We start from the raw sequence: 15,455 nt of genomic DNA on the forward strand, positions 1-15,455 counted from the left end.
CTGGATCGGGGCAGCCGCTCAGGCGACGAGCCGCGACAGGTTGCGCGACACCGCCTGCTGGCCGAGCAGCAGCTTGAAGCCGTTCTGGCCGTACGACTGCGCGCCCGCCATGGCGGCGGCGGCGGTCTCGCGGATCAGCGCGTCCGTTACCGGCTTGCCGCGCAGTACCGCCTCCGCGTTGGCAGCCCGCCACGGCTTGGTGGTGACCCCGCCGAGCGCGATGCGCACGTCCCGCACGGTGCGGCCGTCCAGCACCACCACCACCGCGCTCGACGCCAGCGCGAACTGGTAGGAGCCCCGGTCGCGCAGCTTCAGGTAGGCGGACCGGCTGTTCGGCAGCGGCGCATCAAGCGTGATGTGCGTGATCATCTCGTCGGCTTCCAGCGCGTGCTCCTTCCACGGCGTTTCACCGGGCAGCAGGTGGAAATCCGCGAACGGGATGTCACGCCGGCCCTTGGGCCCCTGCACGTGAATGGTGGCGCCGATGGCAACCATCGCCACGCACATGTCTGACGGATGCGCGGCGATGCACTGGTTGCTGCCGCCCAGCACTGCGTGCACGTTGCGGTTCAGCCCGTCGATGGCCGGGCAGCCCGATCCCGGCACCCGCTTGTTGCACGGCGATACACCATCGCGGAAGTAGCCGCAGCGCACCCGCTGCATCACATTGCCGGCCGTGGTGGCCTTGTTGCGCAGCTGGGTGCTGGCGCCGGAAAGCAGCGCCTGCGACAGCGCCGGGTGGTGCTTGACGATGTGCGGATGGCGCGCCAGTTCGGTGTTGCTGACCATCGCGCCAATCCGCACCCGGCCGTCGCCGGCCACCTCGACCTGGTTGAGGCCAAGCTTGTGGATGTCCACCACGCGCGGCGGGTGCATCACGTCCAGCTTCATCAGGTCCAGCAGGGTGGTGCCGCCGGCCAGGTAGGCGGTCTCGGGCGTGCGCGCGTGCAGTGCGATGGCCTGCTCCACGTCCGCCGCCCGGGCATATTCGAAGGTTCGCATGGCTAGGCCCCCTTGATCTTGCCGCGCGCGTCCTGGATGGCCGCGACGATGTTCCGGTAGGCCCCGCAGCGGCAGATGTTGCCGCTCATCGCCTCGCGCACGGCCGCGTCATCGGCCGGGATGCGCTTGTCGCCAAGCACACCCACGGCGCTCATCATCTGGCCGGCGGTGCAGTAGCCGCACTGGTAGGCGTCGTGGTCCCAGAAAGCCTGCTGCACCGGGTGCAGTGTTCCGTCGCGGGCCAACCCTTCGATGGTGGTGATCTCGTCACCGTCATGCATCACCGCGAGCGACAGGCAGGCGTTGACCGCCACGCCATTCACGTGCAGCGTGCACGCCCCGCATTGGCCATGGTCGCACCCCTTTTTGGTGCCGGTGAGGTGCAGTTGATCGCGCAATACGTCCAGCAGCACGGCATTGGACGCCACCGTAAGCGACTGGAGCGTGCCGTTGACCTTGAATTTCACCGCGTGGCCGGCGCTGGCCTGCGGCGCGGCGGACGCCGCAGGCACGGTGGCTTCGCCCGCGGCATACACACTTCCTGCCACTCCGACCCCCGATGCGCTGACGCCGACCGATTGCAGGAAGCGTCGTCGCGAGATGTCCGGCATGTTCGGGGGTTGCACGCCGCTGGTGCCGGCACGGCCACCATTCTGCTGACAAGAGTCTTCCATTTCCCGTTCTCCTTGAACGCGAGCGGCGCAAGTTCACGACGAACATTGCAGGATAGTCATCTGGAGAAATTGTCCAGACATTAGCAAGCAGCAGGCCTGGGAAACCAGACGAGACAGTGTGGGTGTTTGCAGCCTTTACAGTATTCGAACAAGCGCTTCCGTTTTTCAAGATCTGGCGTGCGCCTCTTTTACAAGCAGCACGAGTAGCCACGACGTATGATTGAGAAATTCTCAAACGTGTCGCCGTTCCCCCTGACATGGACCGCCTGCCCCCGCTCAACGCCGTGCGCGCCTTCGAAGCCGTCGCGCGCCGGCTCAGTATCACCATCGCCGCCACGGAACTGCACGTCACGCCCGGCGCGGTCAGCCGGCAGATCCGCACGCTCGAAGATGCGCTTGGCATCCAGCTACTGGTGCGCGGCCATCGGCAGATCACGCTCACGCGTGCCGGCGAGGACTACTACCGCGCGGTCACCAAGGCGATGGACGGCCTGCGCGAAGCCACTGTCCGCCTGACCCGGCGCACCCGCCGCACGCAACTGAAGGTGCGCGCCTACACGACGTTCGCGATGCGCTGGCTGATTCCACGGCTGTCCAGCTTCCACGCGGCCAATGCCGGCATCGAGGTGCTGCTCACCGCCTCGCTCGACGAGGTGGACTTCCGGCGCGAGGACATCGACGGCGCCATCCGCCTCGGCGACGGCAAGTGGAGCGGCGCCAACGCCTATCGGCTGGTGCCGAACATCCTCCTGCCCGTGTGCAGCCCCGCGCTGGCGAAGCAGGTGCGCAAGCCCGCCGACCTGCAACGCCAGGTGCTGCTGCATTCGATCGCCCGGCCCGAGGACTGGGGCTTCTGGCTCGCCTCCACCGGCGCGGACAAGCTCGTCGATGCGCGCAGCGGCATGACCTACCAGAGTTCGGCGATGGCCTACATGGCGGCGCTCGAAGGACAAGGCTTCGCCATCGCACAGCGCTTCCTGGTGGAAGACGACCTGACCAGCGGCAAGCTCGTGGCACCGTTCCGGCAGGCCGTCGACATGGGCGACTTCACCTACTACCTGCTCACGCCGGCGGACCGCGCCGAAAGCACCAGCATGGCCACCTTCCGCGCGTGGCTGCTGGCGCAGTTCCAGGGCACGGCAGCGGGCTAGGCGCAGTGGATGGCCCGGCTTGCGTCCAACGCCGCGATATCGCTATCCGCATAGCCGAGGTCGCGCAGCACGGCGCGCGTATGCTCGCCGCAGGCTGGCGCGGGCTGCATCGGCGCGGCATTGCTGACGGCACTGTCGATCGGGAACCCCGGCATGCGGATCGTGCCGAGCGCGGCGTGGGAGATATCGGCGAACATCTGGTTGGCCGCCACCTGCGGATGCTGTGCCACATTCTCATAGGTGGCCACGCGGGCGCAGAGAATGTCGACGGCCTGCAGCGCCGCCAGCCACGCATCGGTGCCGCGCGTGACGAAAACCGCCGTCAGCGCCTCCACCATCGCCGCGCGGTTGGCCACGCGCAGCGGCGAGGTGGCGAAGCGCGGGTCGTCGGCCAGCGCGGCGAGTCCGAGCGTCTCGCACAGCCGGCGCCAGCGGTCGGGCATATAGGCCGCCACCATGATCCAGCCGTCCGCCGTGCGGAAGGCCTGGTTCGGCGCCGAGTAAGGCGCGGCACTGCCCGCCCGCACCGGCAGGTCGCCATCGGCCAGATAGCTCGCCAGCGATGACTGCTGCAAGGCCAGCGCGGCGTTGAACAGGCTCACGTCGAGATGCCCGCCGCGCCCGTCGCGCGCCCGCTGCGCCAGCCGGGCGAGGATGCCGACCACGGCGACGTAGCCCGTCATCACGTCCACCACCGGCGCCTGCACCTTGCACGGCTCGCCGCCCTCCACACCGATCAGGCTCATCAGGCCCGAGTCCGCCTGGATGATGCCGTCCACGCCGGCACGGTCCGCGTAGGGGCCTTCCTGCCCGTAGGCCGAGATCGAGCAGTAGATCAGCGCGGGGTGCTCCTGTGCGAGATCGGCGTGGCCCAGCCCCAGCCGCGCCATCACGCCGGGCCGCATGCTCTCCACCACGATATCGGCGGTAGCCACCAGCCGGCGCGCCACGTCGAAACCCTCGGGCCGCTTGAGATCGATCGACACGCCGAGCTTGTTGCGGTTGAACCCGTGGAACAGCGCGCTGTCCGCGCCGATCCAGCCCGGGCCAAGCCCGCGCCCCATTTCGCCGCCCGGAGGCTCCACCTTGATCACGCGGGCCCCCATGTCGGCCATCAGCATGGTGGCCGTCGGGCCGGCGCCGATCTGCGTGAAATCGACGACGGTCAGTCCTTCCAGAGCTTGACGGAGCATGGTCATGCCTCCCGGTTCGCGCGGGACCGCTTGAAGGTGCCCTGCGCGGTGGCGATGCGCTCGCCGGCAGCGGTGAGCAGCTCGGCCGACGAAAAGTAGATGCTGCGGCCCGCATGAGTGACGGTAGCCACGGCACGCACGCGGCCCGTGCTGACCTTGCCGAGGTAGCTGATCGTCAGCATCAGCGTCACGGCGTTGCCGAGCGCGCTGCCGTGGGTGCCTTCTTCCTGATGCAGCCCGGCGTAGCCGCAGGCGGCGTCCAGCAGCGTGGCGCTGACGCCGCCCTGCAGCGAGCCCTGCCGGTTCAGGTGGCGCGGCTCGATATCGAGCGCGAAGGTGCAGGCGCCGGGGCCGACGCGCTCGAGCTGCACGCCGAGGAATTCGAGCAGCGGGTTGTCCAGATCCGGGTTCACATCGCCACCTTGATGTCGTTGTCGCGGATCACGCGTTGCCAGCGCGCCAGCTCGCGGACGATATAGGCCCGGAGTTCGTCGGGCGTGGAGCCCTTGGCCTCGAAGCCCTGCTTGTGGAACTGCTCCACCACCTCGGGCGCCTTCAACGCGGTCAGCAGTGCGGCGTTCAGCTTGTCCACCACCGGACGCGGCGTCTTGGCCGGGGCGAGCAGGCTGTACCAGAGTTCGGCGTCGTAGCCCTTCAGGCCCGCCTCGTCGAACGATGGCAGGTCCGGCATCAGCGGCGTGCGGCGCTTGCCCGCAATGCCGAGCGCGCGCAGCTTGCCGGTCCGCACGTACTGGATGGCCGATGCGAACGTGGCGAACGAGACCTGCACCTGCCCGCCCATCAGGTCCGTGATGGACGGCCCGGTGCCGCGATACGGCACGTGGAGCAGCTCGGTCTTGTTCATGCGCGCGAAGACCTCGCCGGCCAGATGCTGCGGCGTGCCGGGCCCGGGGCTGCTGTAGCTGATCTTGCCGGGATGGGCCTTGCTGTAGGCCATGAACTCGGCGAGCGTCCTGTAGGGCTGGTCGGGATTGGCCACCAGCATCAGCGGCACCGAGCCGATCAGCCCCACAGGTTCGAAATCGCGCTCGATCTGGAACGGCACCTTCATGCCCAGGTAGGGGTTCATCGTGATCTGGCTGGAGGCGATGACCAGCGTGTAGCCATCGGCCGGGGCATGGGCGACCAGATCGGCACCGAGGTTGCCGCCTGCGCCGGGCCGGTTCTCGATCACCACCGGCTGGCCGAGCTGCTTGCTCATCTGCGGCGCAATCAGCCGCGCCAGGATGTCGTTGCCGCCGCCGGGCGCGAACGGCACGATCAGCGTGACGGGCTTGGTGGGGAACGCCGGCTGGGCGCTGGCCGGGGCGGTGGCGCCGAGCGCGCAGGCCAGCCCCAGCAGCATCCGGGCGATGCGGAAGATGCGGAATCGTGTGGTCATGGTTGTCTCCTGAGTGTCATTATGGATGGGGTGGGCCGCCCTCAGCGGCCCGTGAAACTTGGCGGCCGCTTCTCGGCGAATGCCTGCCGCCCTTCGGTGCGGTCCGCCGTGTCGCGCAGCACGCCCCAGTAGAGTTCGGTCAGCGCCTGCGCGTCGGCTTCGCCAAGGTGCGCGGTCTGGCGCGACAGCTTCTTGGCGGCCTGCACCGCCAGCGGGGCGTTGCGGGCCACGCGGTGCGCCAGCGTGAGCGCCCGCTCGGCCAGCATTGCAGCCGGCACGGTCTCGCTCACGAGGCCGATGCGGTGCGCCTCGGCGGCATCGATGCGCTCGCCGGTCAGCACCATCTGCATCGCATGGGCGGCGGGCACCGCCTTGAGCAGCCGGTGGAGGCCGGAGACCGCCGGAATCGATCCGACCGCCGCCTCGGGCAGGCCGAAGGTGGCGTTTTCCGATGCAATCCGCATATCGCACTGCAAGGCCATTTCCAGCCCCGCGCCGAGGCAGTGCCCGTTGACCGCCGCGATCAGCGGCTTCCACAGCGCCAGTCCGGACAGGTCCATCAGGCGGATATAGAGGCCGAGGTCGGCGGCGGGGTCCGGCGCCTGGAACAGCGCTTCCGCGTAGCTGGCCGGCGAGGTGCGCGTGCCCTTGAGGTCTGCGCCCGCGCAGAAGGCGCGCGTGCCGGCGCCGGTGAGCACGGCTACGCGGATATCGTCGCGGTCCCGGATCTCGGTCAGGTGGGCGCGCAGGGTGCGCAGCGCGGTCACGTCGAGCGCGTTGAGCGCCTCGGGGCGGTCGAGGGTCAGCACGGCCACGGCGCCGTCAAGGGTGAGGTGGACAGTCATGACGCCCCCTCCTACACGCTGGGCGACGACAGGCTGCGCCCGCCGCACACGTAGAGCGTCTGGCCGGTAACGTAGGACGCCTCCGGGGCCAGGAAGAAGTGCACGGCATTGGCGATATCGGCCGCCGTGCCAATCCGCTGCACCGGCACCGACTTCTGGAGCTTCGCCTGCACGTCCGGCGCGAAGTTGCGGAACAGCGGCGTGTCGACGATGCCCGGCGCCACCGCGTTCACCGTCACGCCCTTGCCGGCGAACTCGATGGCCAGCGAGCGCGTCAGGCTGACCACGCCGCCCTTCGCCGCCGAGTAATTGGCCTGCCCGAAGCCGCCAAGCCACGCCCGCGACGAAATATTGACGATGCGGCCGTAGCCCCGCTCGACCATGCCGGGCAGCGCGGCCCGGCAGCACAGGAACTGGGAGCGCAGGTTGGTGTTGATGACGAGGTCCCAGTCGTCGTCCGTCATCTTGAGGAAGCGCATGTCGCGTACGGCGCCGGCGTTGTTGACCAGGCCATCGACGGGGCCCATGGTGGCCGAGACATGGGCGAAGGCCGCGTTGACGGCGTCGCCATCGGTCAGGTCCACGGTCACGCCCATGGCGCGGTGGCCGGCGTGGACCAGCCCGCCCACCGCGTCGGCCAGCGCCGTGGCATCGCGGTCGAACAGCGCCACGGTCATGCCCGATTCGGCCAGCCGCGTGGCGATGCCGAGGCCAATGCCGCGTGCGGCGCCGGTGACGACGGTGACCCGCCCGGTTTCGGAAGTGTTCGCATTCATCTCAAACTCCCAGCACATGCACCGACGAGGCGGCGTGATCCACGCCGGCGATGCCGCCGCCGGTGCATTGGGTCAGGCCGATCCGGGCCCCTTCCACCTGCCGGCTGCCGGCACGCCCCTGCAGGTGCCACATCACTTCCACCATTTGCGCGATGCCGGTGGCGCCGAGCGGATGGCCCTTGGCGAGCAGGCCGCCACTGGGGTTCACCGGCACCCGTCCGCCCAGCCGCGTGGCGCCCGAGCGCAGCAGCGGCACGGCCTCGCCAGGGGGCGCGAGGCCCAGCGCCTCGTAGTAGAGCAGCTCGGCGATGGTGAAGGCGTCGTGCAGTTCCACCACGTTGACGTCCGCCGGGCCGAGTCCGGCCTGGTCGTACGCCTGCCGTGCGGCGCGGGCGGTGATTTCGGCGTCGAGGATGTCGTCGTCGGCCTGCTCGCGCATGCCGGAGACCACCACCGACGACAGCACCCGCACTGCCCTGGCCTTGGCCTGCGCCGGACGGCGCGTGCTCAGCACCACCGCCGCGGCGCCGTCGACCTGCGAGGGGCAGCACTGCAGCAGCGTGAGCGGGTCCGCGATCATGCGCGAGGCCAGCACTTCCTCGGCCGTGACCGCCGTACGCTGCTGGGCGAACTCGTTCAGCGTGCCGTGGTAGCGGTTCTTCACGGCGACGGCGGCCAGGTCTTCAGGCGTGGCATCGCGCTCGTGCAGGAAACGCGTGCCGCGCATCGCGTAGACCGCAGGCAGCACCATGCCGGCGTTCGCGTAGCACTCTGTCTTGTAATCATTGCGTTGCAGCGGGATGGTACCGCCGCCGAGCGCGGTGAGTTGCTCGATGCCGAAGACCAGCACCGTCTCATACTGCTGGGCCAGCAGCGCGTGGCGCGCCAGATGCACGCCGGTGGCGCCGCTCGCGCAGGCGTTCTCGACGTTGTAGACGGGAATGCCGCGCAGGCCGAGATCGCGCACGATCAACTGGCCCAGGATCATGCCGCCGAGCACGTTGGCGCAGTAGACAGCTTCGATGTCCTGCAGCGAGACGCCTGCGTCGTCCACGGCCTTGAGGATGGCCTGTTGGGCCAGTTCGGGGGCCAGCACGCCCGGGTGTCGGCCGAACGGCGTCATCGCGCCGCCGGCAATATAGATGTCTTGCATGAATCGCTCCGCTCAGTCCTGGGTGGCGTGGAATACGTAGCCGTAGGTGTCGTCCGGCTCGGGCCGGTAACGGTCGCCAATGGCGGGCCGGTCCTTGCCGAGCAGGCGGCCGAAGATGCGCACCGGGCCGGCGAAGTCCACATAGCCCAGCGCGTACGGCGGCTGGCCGGTCTTCGGCGCGGGATGGATCACGGTAAAGCTGTAGACGGTGCCGGGGCCGGTCACCGCCACGGGTGCATGGTGCGGTGCGAGCGGCGAATGGTCGGCCACGGCCGGGAACACCCACTCGCCGGTACGCGTGTCGCGGGACGCCATCAGCGTCGGCGCTGTCTGGGGGCTGCCGGGGCGCCAGAGGGGGAAGGATTGCGTCGTCATGCTGGTCTCCTTGTCGTTGGTCGTTGGCTGGATAGTGGTACGCCGGTGAAGCCACGACAAACGAGAAATCCGGACGCGTCGATTGACTTTTTCTCAAGCGAAGGGGCCGAGGAGCGCCGGGCTGGTACTGTATTCGAACAGGCACTTCGGGTTTTCAAGGTCTCTGCCTAGCCTTGCTGTCGCGCCGGCGCTGGTGTAGGCTTGCAACTACGATCTATTGAGTCCTAGTTAAAAATGTCCCATATCAGCACGGGTGTCGAGTACGGGCTGCACTGCCTGCTCTATCTGTCGCGCTCCAACATGGCCGTGGAAGAAGCCAGTGTGCGCGATCTGGCCGAACTGCAGGGCGTCCCCACCGAGTTCCTGGCCAAGCTGTTCACCAAGCTCGCGAAGGCCGAAATCGTGGTGGCCACCGAGGGCATCAAGGGCGGTTTCCGGCTGGCGCGTCCGCCTTCGCGCATCTCGGTCTATGACGTGATTGTCGCCATCGACGGCGACAAGCCGCTGTTCGAGTGCCGGGAGATCCGCGAGCGCAGTGCCGTATTCGAGGGCTGCCCGCCGGCCTGGGCAACGCGCGGCGTGTGCACCATCCACGCGGTCATGCAGTCCGCCGAGAAGGCAATGCGCGCCGAGCTCAAGAATCACACGCTGGCCGACATTGCCGAGCGCACCGTGGAGAAACTGCCCGCCGCGTACGGCGGTCAGGTTGTGGAGTGGCTGACCGACCGCGCGGCCAACCGGCGCAGCGCCAGATAGAGAAAGGGCGATCCTGGCGGATCGCCCTTCTTCTTTCCCGAGCCCGATCAGGCCACGACGATGCGGCGCGGATCGGCCGACGCCAGCGCCTCGGCCCGGTTCGCGCTCGGCGGGTAAATCCATTCGGTGTTGATCTTTGTCTTCAGCGCCTTGGCCTCGGCGCCCGACAGCTTCACCTGGCGGTCCCAGCCCTCGGTGTAGACCGCCCCCCACGGCCCCAGATCCAGACAGGTCACGTACTTCGGCTGGCTGTACGGGATCGGCGGCTGGCCCAGCAGGTCGGCGGCCACGTTGTGCCCGGCAGACCGCCCCAGGTTCATCGCGTGCTGGCACGACATCATCGTGACGTTACCCTCGTCATCGGTCGCGGCACGGGCCACATCGCCGGTGGCGTAGACATGCTCCACACCATCGACCTTCAGGTTGCGGTCCACATGCAGCCGGCCGAAGTTGTCGCGCTGCGCGGGGATCTGGTCAGTCAGCGCGCTCGCACGGGCGCCTGCGGTCCAGATCACGGTCTGGGCGTCGATGCGCTCGCCGCTTTCCAGGGTGACGCCTTCGGCGTCCACCGACGCCACACCGGAGCCCAGCTTCCACGTCACGCCGAGTTGGGTCAGCGCCTCGGTAATCACCGGGCGCGGCCCCTGGCCCAGGTCCGGACCGATCTCGCCATTGCGCTCCACCAGGATGACGCGCACTGCGGTATCGGCACCGAGCACCTCGCGCAGCCGCGCCGGCATCTCGGCCGCGGTCTCGATGCCGGTGAACCCAGCGCCAGCTATCACCACGGTATTGCGCGCCACGCTGTCGGGGCGGCCGGCCAGCCCGTGCAAATGCGCCTCCAGCCGCGAGGCATCGGCCACCTGGTCGACGTTGAAGGCATGCGCTTCGAGTCCGTCGATCGCCGGACGGAACAGCCGGCTGCCGGCGGCCAGCACCAGGCGGTCATAGCCGAGCGTCTGGCGCGAGGTATCGGCGCCCACGCCCTTCACCGCCACTTCACGGGCTGCCACGTCAATGCGTTCGACGATGCCCTGCACGAACCGCACACCGGTGGCGGCGAAGATCTCCAACAGCGGCGCCTTCATCTTCAGCGGGTTCTGCTCGTAGAGCCGGGGGCGCACGTGCAGCGCCGGCTCCGGCGCGACCAGCACGATTTCCACATCGGTGCGCGCGGCCTCGTCGAGCAGACGGGCCGAAGCAAGGGCGCTCCACATGCCGGCAAAGCCGGCGCCAATGACAAGAATGCGTTGGGACATCTCTACTGCTCCTGAATTGATCTGTACTGCCCTGACCAGCGGCGGCGCCGCCTCGATTTACAGGCCGCGTCTCTCGACACAGCTTAACTACGATTGTATGAGTCGTAGTTAAAGCGTGCAAGAAATTTCATGGATGGGGTTTACGCCAATCCATCCGCTGCTTGCAGGGAGACCGCGAATCGACTATCGTTATCTCCGACTATATTAGTCGTAGTAATGAATTGGAGTCGATCATGAGGCAGTTTGGTTGGGTGGGCGCCCTTGGCGCCATTGCAGTATTGGCGACCGGCATCACCACATGGGCGGCAGCCGATGGTGGCCTGGCACCCCCCTGTGCGCGGGGTGTGCTGCTGGGTGCGCAACACGCCGATGGCACGAACGCCGCCAGCCAGGCATCTGGCCCACCCTACCCGGTGGCCTGACCGGCTCCGGCCCTGAACATGGAGGTTGAGATGAAAGTTGTTTTCCCCCGGATGCTGGCACCGCTCCTGGCGGCGGCCGGCATGATGCTTGCCGGCGGCGCGATGGCGCACGGCACTGGCGAGACCGTCACACCGAACTTTTCGCGCGCCATTCCGAACCTGCCGGGCAAGTCGCTGGTCGCCGTGGAGGTGAACTACGCGCCGGGCGGCGCTTCGCACCCGCACCGGCATGCCGGGTCTGCGTTCATCTATGCCTATGTGGTCTCGGGCAGCATCGTCAGCAAGGTTAACGACGGCCCCGAGCGCGTCTACAAGGCGGGCGAGAGCTTCCACGAAGACCCTGGCTCGACCCATCCGGTCAGCCGGAATGCCAGCAAGACCAAGCCCGCCAAACTGCTGGCGGTCTTCGTGGCGGATGCCACGGACACCGAACTCACCACCAACCTTGGTACCCACGACAAGAAGGACTGAGCATGCGCATCGACTACACGAAAACTTCCCCAGCCGGCGTCAAGGCGCTCGGCGGTGTCTACGGCTACATCACGCAGTCCGGGCTCGAACCCGCGCTGGTGGAGCTGACCTACCTGCGCATCAGCCAGATCAACGGCTGCGCCTACTGCCTGGACATGCATACACGCGAACTGACGCGCAAGGGCGTGGACGTGCAGAAGCTTGCGCTGGTCCAGGTCTGGCACGAGGCGGGCAACCTGTTCTCCGACCGCGAAAAGGCCGCCCTGGCCTGGGCCGAATCGGTGACGCGCGTCGCCGACACCCATGTGCCCGACGACGCCTTCGAGGCTGCCGCCGCGGTCTTTGAGGAAAAGGAACTCGCCGACCTGACCATCGCGATCGGCCTCATGAATGCCTTCAACCGGCTGGCCATCAGCTTCCGGCGGGGGCCCGAGGGTGCGGTGTAACGGCGCTCGGGCCCCCGCCTGGCCGTGCGCGTCAGACGACCGCGATCGTCACGTCGATGTTGCCGCGCGTGGCCTTTGAATACGGACAGATCTGATGCGCCCGTGCGGCAAGCGAGCGGGCGAGGTCGGGATCGATCCCGGGCAGGGACACGTTGAGCCGGGCAGCCAGCAGGAACGCCTCGCCAGCGCGACAAAGGTCGATTTCCGCTTCAACCGCGGCGTCTGCAGGCAGCGTGACGTCCGCGGCCTGTGCCGCCTTGCCGATCGCGCCGAGGAAGCAGGCGGACCAGCCGGCGCCAAGCAACTGCTCAGGATTCGTGCCGGGACCGTTGCTGCCGGGGCCAGAAAGGTCAATGGCGAGACGGTTGTCCGAACTGCGGGAACTGCCGTTCCGGCCGCCCGTCGTGCGGGTCTTGCCGGTGTAGATCACGGTATCGATGGCTTGCGTCATGAATGTCTGGGATGGTAGGAGTGTTCGCCACGTATGGAAGGCGGCGGCCCGTGGTGGCGACACGGGCCGCGCCGGGTAACTCAACGGAACGCCGCACGAACCTCGTCGACCGTCTCGTGCGGACGCTGCAGGTGCGGGTAATGGCCCGTGGCGGGCAGCAGGCGCAACGGCGCTCCGGTCCTGCGCGCGAACTCGGCGCCCATTTCCTTGCTGATGTAGATGTCCTGTTCGCCCCACACAACACGTACCGGGGTCTTCAGGCTCGGCAGCAGCGCCTCGAACGCATTCTGGTCCCGCGTGAAGTGCGCGTAGTAGTGCGCGAACGCGTCGGCCGACGTCAACGCCCCGTTCTGCCAGCCGCGTGCAAGATCGGTCCGGTACTCCGCATCCAGCGCATAGCGCGCGCCCTCCGGCAATCCACGTGTGAACGCGTTCTGCAGAATCTCGTCGCGCGAGGCATTGAAGGCACCACGCACGGCTTCGGCCGATGCGGGTTCCTTTAACGCCTGCAGGCGTTCCTGCATGTATTGCGGCCGGTTGAACGGTGCGAAGTCTCCGACGATGATGGTCCGGGCGATACCTGGCCGGTCGATGGCCGCCAGCAACGCCGGCAAGGCCGCGATGTCGGTGGCATAGATCACCAGGTTGCTGCTGTCGAGGCCTGCTGTGTCGATGTAGCGCGTCAGTACCGTGGCGTAGTCGCGCGGCGCATAGGCAAAGCGCTCGACAGGCGGACGTGAAGAACCGCCATAGCCCGGCCAGTCGAACGCATGGACTTCGTATTCCTGGCCGAGCGTCCTGGAAATCTCTTTCCAGGCGAGCATGGTTTCGGGAAAGCCATGCAGGAACAGCACGGTACCTCGCGGCGCCGCCGGCCGGACCACCATCCGCCGCAAATGCAACCCGGCATCGACATCCACATGACTCACTTCTGCAATGGGCTCGCCGGTCGCTGCGCCTGCGGCGCCTGCGGCTCCTGCGCCGCCCAAGAGCGCCGTGGAGACACTGACGGCAGTGGCCACCGACAGCGCCGAACGACGGGTTGCTGATTTCGCTTTCATCTCGTTTCCTCCTGCGCCGGCCGGGCCGCGCAATCTGTTGCATATGCAGCATTAGAGTGATGGGATGTATCGAGTCTGTTGTCGTGAGACGGTCAGACGGTATGGCTGTGTATCCCTCTGCCCTGCAGATACATGCGCGTACAAAAAGGCCGCCCGCCTACTATTCCGTCAAGGCATCATCGGCGCCCTCGGGTTGTTCCCAAATCTTAGGAGTCACACATGAGAGCTCTTACCCACGTATTCGCCGCCGCAGCGCTCGCGGCAGTGCAGATGACGGCCGCCGCACAAACGGCTCCGGACACGAGCCGTCCACCGGCCGTCCTGCCGCTCGAAGCGGAGCCGGCGCCCCGGGTTGTGGCCTACCCGGCATTGCCGGAGCCGCTCGCGCGGGGCGTCGTGATCGTCCAGTTCCGCACCGAGAACTTCCGGGTGATCCCGGTGTTCGGCAAAGCGGCCACCCAGGTTTCGCCACGGGTCGGCCATCTGCATGTGACCGTTGACGATGGCCCGGCCACCTGGGCGCACACCAGCGAGGACCCCATCATCGTGGTGGGGCTGCCGCCGGGGCCGCACAGGGTGCGGCTCGAACTGGCGGATCCCACGCACAGGATCCTGGCGACGGAAGTGGTGACCGTGACGGTCCCCGATACGCGGTCTTCGGCCGCCACGGCCGCGCCGCCAGCACATCGGCACTGAGTGCGGTACGCTGGCGGACCTTCATCGCTTCCCGTGAGACATTCGACCCGCTAAGCGTTCCGCGGCCGGTAACCCGGGCGCCGAAATTTTCCAGCACTGCGTGATGACCCGTGCCCGGCAGATCTCGCGCGTCCTGACCGCTGCCTACGATCAGGCGTTGCGCCCGTTCGGCATCAACGCCACGCAGTTCACGCTGCTGGTGCTCGTGCATGAACTCGGCCCGATCAGCCGCGCCGATCTCGGACGGCGCAATCATCACGACCGTTCCACACTGACGCGCAACCTGCAGCCGCTACTCGCGGAAGGGTGGATTGCGGAGGACGTGGCGGAGGCCGCCGATGGCCGATCGCGGCCGCTCTCCGTGACCCGCGCCGGCAAATCGATGCTGAAGGAGGCCGCGCCCGCGTGGGCGCAGGCGCAAGCGGCCGCCACGGCCATGATGGGAGACGACGGCGTGGCGGCCATCATGGGCATTGCGGCGAAGCTGCCGAAGCGGGGGGCGTAGGACTGCGGCGGCTGCCAGCATGTCCGCACGCCTCTCCCCCTCCCAGGAGCGATCGATGTGCGTCAACTACGCCCCCATCCAGCGGCAAGTCCTGCGTGACATCTTCGGTGTCGAGCCGCCGGCCCGGCTGTGGGCGGACGAGGCGTGGCCGGACACCCTCGCACCCATCGTCACCGGCTCCGATGCCGGGCGCGCCTGTGCGCTGGCCTCGTTCAGCATGGTGCCGAAGCGCCGGATTCCGGCCGGCACCCGCTATTTCCCGACTGCGAATGCGCGTACGGAGACCGTGGGCACGCTCAAGTCCTTCGCCAGATTCTGGAAGGCCGGCCAGCTGGCCCTGATTCCGGCCAGCGCGTTCTACGAATACGCCTATCCCGAGGCCGGCACGCCCGAGCGGCCCGGCAAGCCCGTGCGCTGGAAGCTCTGGCTGCCGGATGCACCGGGCTTCGGCATCGCCGGCCTCTGGCGCGCGTGGCCGGACGACACGCTGTCTTTCACCATGCTCACCGTCAATGCCGATGCCCATCCGCTGCTGTCGCGCATGCACCGGCCCGGCACCGAGAAGCGTTCGGTGGTGATCGTGCCCGAAGCCGATTGGGATGACTGGCTGCGCTGCCGCGATCCGGAAGTCGCCCGGACGTTCCTGCGGCTCTATCCGGCCGAGCGCATGGCCGGAGCGCCGGCGCCGATGCCACCAGCGGCTGGGAAAGCGGCACCCGAATCGGCTCCCGAACCGCCCGCGCCCGAGTCCGGATCGTTGTTCTGACTCAGGCGCCCGGGCGCGGCGCAGCCCCCAATTGGGTGACCGGAACGCCCC

The 15,455-nt window shown here is 68.0% G+C and carries 19 protein-coding genes; 7 read left to right on the top strand and 12 right to left on the bottom strand.

Translation table 11 applies throughout. The features are described from left to right. Positions 1-18: 18 nt before the first annotated feature. Positions 19-1,002, bottom strand: coding sequence for an FAD binding domain-containing protein (locus KHO18_RS04790; protein WP_211942854.1), 984 nt, complete (start codon positions 1,000-1,002; stop codon positions 19-21). A 2-nt stretch (positions 1,003-1,004) separates the two neighbouring features. Then, positions 1,005-1,676: a (2Fe-2S)-binding protein gene (locus KHO18_RS04795; protein ID WP_377731681.1), complete on the bottom strand. Its 672-nt coding sequence runs from the start codon at positions 1,674-1,676 to the stop codon at positions 1,005-1,007. Positions 1,677-1,933: 257 nt separating this feature from the next. Between KHO18_RS04795 and gcvA the strand changes: the two genes are divergently transcribed. Further along, on the top strand, positions 1,934-2,827 hold the full coding sequence (gene gcvA, locus KHO18_RS04800) for a transcriptional regulator GcvA (protein WP_144196583.1): 894 nt from the start codon (positions 1,934-1,936) through the stop codon (positions 2,825-2,827). Here gcvA and KHO18_RS04805 read toward each other — a convergent pair. Genes KHO18_RS04805 through KHO18_RS04835 form a run of 7 tightly spaced genes read right to left on the bottom strand, consistent with a single transcriptional unit; the run spans position 2,824 to position 8,571 of the window. Further along, a complete protein-coding gene (locus KHO18_RS04805) occupies positions 2,824-4,020 on the bottom strand; it encodes a CaiB/BaiF CoA transferase family protein (protein ID WP_144196582.1) in 1,197 nt (398 codons plus the stop codon). The two genes, gcvA and KHO18_RS04805, sit on opposite strands and share 4 nt — an antisense overlap. A 2-nt stretch (positions 4,021-4,022) precedes the next feature. Beyond that, the gene (locus tag KHO18_RS04810) at positions 4,023-4,433 is read right to left on the bottom strand and encodes a PaaI family thioesterase (RefSeq protein WP_144196581.1); all 411 of its coding nucleotides are present in this window, start codon (positions 4,431-4,433) and stop codon (positions 4,023-4,025) included. Then, positions 4,430-5,422: a Bug family tripartite tricarboxylate transporter substrate binding protein gene (locus KHO18_RS04815; protein ID WP_144196580.1), complete on the bottom strand. Its 993-nt coding sequence runs from the start codon at positions 5,420-5,422 to the stop codon at positions 4,430-4,432. The genes KHO18_RS04810 and KHO18_RS04815 overlap by 4 nt, the downstream gene beginning before the upstream one ends. A gap of 41 nt (positions 5,423-5,463) precedes the next feature. Further along, positions 5,464-6,267, bottom strand: a complete 804-nt coding sequence (locus tag KHO18_RS04820) for an enoyl-CoA hydratase/isomerase family protein (protein WP_144196579.1) — start codon at positions 6,265-6,267, stop codon at positions 5,464-5,466. Positions 6,268-6,278: 11 nt separating this feature from the next. Then, positions 6,279-7,043 carry an SDR family NAD(P)-dependent oxidoreductase gene (locus tag KHO18_RS04825; protein ID WP_144196578.1) on the bottom strand — a complete coding sequence of 255 codons (765 nt, stop codon included), beginning with the start codon at positions 7,041-7,043 and terminating at the stop codon, positions 6,279-6,281. A 1-nt stretch (position 7,044) separates the two neighbouring features. Next, positions 7,045-8,196 carry a thiolase family protein gene (locus KHO18_RS04830; protein WP_144196577.1) on the bottom strand — a complete coding sequence of 384 codons (1,152 nt, stop codon included), beginning with the start codon at positions 8,194-8,196 and terminating at the stop codon, positions 7,045-7,047. Between the two features lie 12 nt (positions 8,197-8,208). Beyond that, complete coding sequence (locus KHO18_RS04835) at positions 8,209-8,571, bottom strand: Zn-ribbon domain-containing OB-fold protein (protein WP_144196576.1); 363 nt, start codon at positions 8,569-8,571, stop codon at positions 8,209-8,211. A gap of 234 nt (positions 8,572-8,805) precedes the next feature. Here KHO18_RS04835 and KHO18_RS04840 point away from each other — a divergent pair, with 234 nt between their 5' ends. Continuing rightward, on the top strand, positions 8,806-9,327 hold the full coding sequence (locus KHO18_RS04840; RefSeq protein ID WP_144196575.1) for an RrF2 family transcriptional regulator: 522 nt from the start codon (positions 8,806-8,808) through the stop codon (positions 9,325-9,327). Between the two features lie 47 nt (positions 9,328-9,374). On the opposite strand, the gene KHO18_RS04845 is transcribed toward KHO18_RS04840, so the two are convergent. Then, positions 9,375-10,586, bottom strand: a complete 1,212-nt coding sequence (locus tag KHO18_RS04845) for an NAD(P)/FAD-dependent oxidoreductase (protein WP_144196574.1) — start codon at positions 10,584-10,586, stop codon at positions 9,375-9,377. A 452-nt stretch (positions 10,587-11,038) separates the two neighbouring features. Here KHO18_RS04845 and KHO18_RS04850 point away from each other — a divergent pair, with 452 nt between their 5' ends. Both KHO18_RS04850 and KHO18_RS04855 read left to right on the top strand, forming a co-directional pair. Further along, on the top strand, positions 11,039-11,479 hold the full coding sequence (locus tag KHO18_RS04850) for a cupin domain-containing protein (RefSeq protein WP_144196572.1): 441 nt from the start codon (positions 11,039-11,041) through the stop codon (positions 11,477-11,479). Beyond that, entirely contained in the window at positions 11,476-11,925 is a 450-nt protein-coding gene (locus tag KHO18_RS04855; RefSeq protein WP_211942882.1) for a carboxymuconolactone decarboxylase family protein, read from the top strand. The genes KHO18_RS04850 and KHO18_RS04855 overlap by 4 nt, the downstream gene beginning before the upstream one ends. Before the next feature lie 31 nt (positions 11,926-11,956). On the opposite strand, the gene KHO18_RS04860 is transcribed toward KHO18_RS04855, so the two are convergent. Together KHO18_RS04860 and KHO18_RS04865 are read right to left on the bottom strand one after the other, a co-directional pair. Further along, positions 11,957-12,376, bottom strand: a complete 420-nt coding sequence (locus KHO18_RS04860; protein ID WP_144196570.1) for an organic hydroperoxide resistance protein — start codon at positions 12,374-12,376, stop codon at positions 11,957-11,959. 80 nt (positions 12,377-12,456) lie between these two features. Beyond that, a complete protein-coding gene (locus tag KHO18_RS04865; protein ID WP_211942855.1) occupies positions 12,457-13,437 on the bottom strand; it encodes an alpha/beta fold hydrolase in 981 nt (326 codons plus the stop codon). Positions 13,438-13,656: 219 nt separating this feature from the next. Here KHO18_RS04865 and KHO18_RS04870 point away from each other — a divergent pair, with 219 nt between their 5' ends. The 3 genes from KHO18_RS04870 (at position 13,657) to KHO18_RS04880 (ending at position 15,404) form a co-directional block, all read left to right on the top strand. Continuing rightward, a complete protein-coding gene (locus tag KHO18_RS04870; RefSeq protein WP_211942856.1) occupies positions 13,657-14,133 on the top strand; it encodes a DUF6130 family protein in 477 nt (158 codons plus the stop codon). 103 nt (positions 14,134-14,236) lie between these two features. Beyond that, positions 14,237-14,638: a MarR family winged helix-turn-helix transcriptional regulator gene (locus tag KHO18_RS04875; protein WP_211942857.1), complete on the top strand. Its 402-nt coding sequence runs from the start codon at positions 14,237-14,239 to the stop codon at positions 14,636-14,638. 55 nt (positions 14,639-14,693) lie between these two features. Further along, positions 14,694-15,404 carry an SOS response-associated peptidase family protein gene (locus tag KHO18_RS04880; RefSeq protein ID WP_144196566.1) on the top strand — a complete coding sequence of 237 codons (711 nt, stop codon included), beginning with the start codon at positions 14,694-14,696 and terminating at the stop codon, positions 15,402-15,404. The last annotated feature ends 51 nt before the right edge of the window (positions 15,405-15,455 follow it).

Origin of the sequence: Cupriavidus campinensis (genome assembly GCF_905397395.1) — a bacterium.
GTDB classification, from domain to species: Bacteria; Pseudomonadota; Gammaproteobacteria; order Burkholderiales; family Burkholderiaceae; genus Cupriavidus; species Cupriavidus campinensis.

Bases quoted from the DNA above. Each gene is read 5' to 3' on its own strand.
- KHO18_RS04880 (WP_144196566.1), top strand. From the start codon at position 14,694: ATGTGCGTCAACTACGCCCCCATCCAGCGGCAAGTCCTGCGTGACATC.
- KHO18_RS04805 (WP_144196582.1), bottom strand. From the start codon at position 4,020: ATGCTCCGTCAAGCTCTGGAAGGACTGACCGTCGTCGATTTCACGCAG.
- KHO18_RS04860 (WP_144196570.1), bottom strand. From the start codon at position 12,376: ATGACGCAAGCCATCGATACCGTGATCTACACCGGCAAGACCCGCACG.
- KHO18_RS04815 (WP_144196580.1), bottom strand. From the start codon at position 5,422: ATGACCACACGATTCCGCATCTTCCGCATCGCCCGGATGCTGCTGGGG.
- KHO18_RS04835 (WP_144196576.1), bottom strand. From the start codon at position 8,571: ATGACGACGCAATCCTTCCCCCTCTGGCGCCCCGGCAGCCCCCAGACA.
- KHO18_RS04790 (WP_211942854.1), bottom strand. From the start codon at position 1,002: ATGCGAACCTTCGAATATGCCCGGGCGGCGGACGTGGAGCAGGCCATC.
- KHO18_RS04795 (WP_377731681.1), bottom strand. From the start codon at position 1,676: ATGGAAGACTCTTGTCAGCAGAATGGTGGCCGTGCCGGCACCAGCGGC.
- KHO18_RS04870 (WP_211942856.1), top strand. From the start codon at position 13,657: ATGAGAGCTCTTACCCACGTATTCGCCGCCGCAGCGCTCGCGGCAGTG.
- KHO18_RS04845 (WP_144196574.1), bottom strand. From the start codon at position 10,586: ATGTCCCAACGCATTCTTGTCATTGGCGCCGGCTTTGCCGGCATGTGG.
- KHO18_RS04865 (WP_211942855.1), bottom strand. From the start codon at position 13,437: ATGAAAGCGAAATCAGCAACCCGTCGTTCGGCGCTGTCGGTGGCCACT.
- KHO18_RS04850 (WP_144196572.1), top strand. From the start codon at position 11,039: ATGAAAGTTGTTTTCCCCCGGATGCTGGCACCGCTCCTGGCGGCGGCC.
- gcvA (WP_144196583.1), top strand. From the start codon at position 1,934: ATGGACCGCCTGCCCCCGCTCAACGCCGTGCGCGCCTTCGAAGCCGTC.
- KHO18_RS04840 (WP_144196575.1), top strand. From the start codon at position 8,806: ATGTCCCATATCAGCACGGGTGTCGAGTACGGGCTGCACTGCCTGCTC.
- KHO18_RS04825 (WP_144196578.1), bottom strand. From the start codon at position 7,043: ATGAATGCGAACACTTCCGAAACCGGGCGGGTCACCGTCGTCACCGGC.
- KHO18_RS04820 (WP_144196579.1), bottom strand. From the start codon at position 6,267: ATGACTGTCCACCTCACCCTTGACGGCGCCGTGGCCGTGCTGACCCTC.
- KHO18_RS04875 (WP_211942857.1), top strand. From the start codon at position 14,237: ATGACCCGTGCCCGGCAGATCTCGCGCGTCCTGACCGCTGCCTACGAT.
- KHO18_RS04830 (WP_144196577.1), bottom strand. From the start codon at position 8,196: ATGCAAGACATCTATATTGCCGGCGGCGCGATGACGCCGTTCGGCCGA.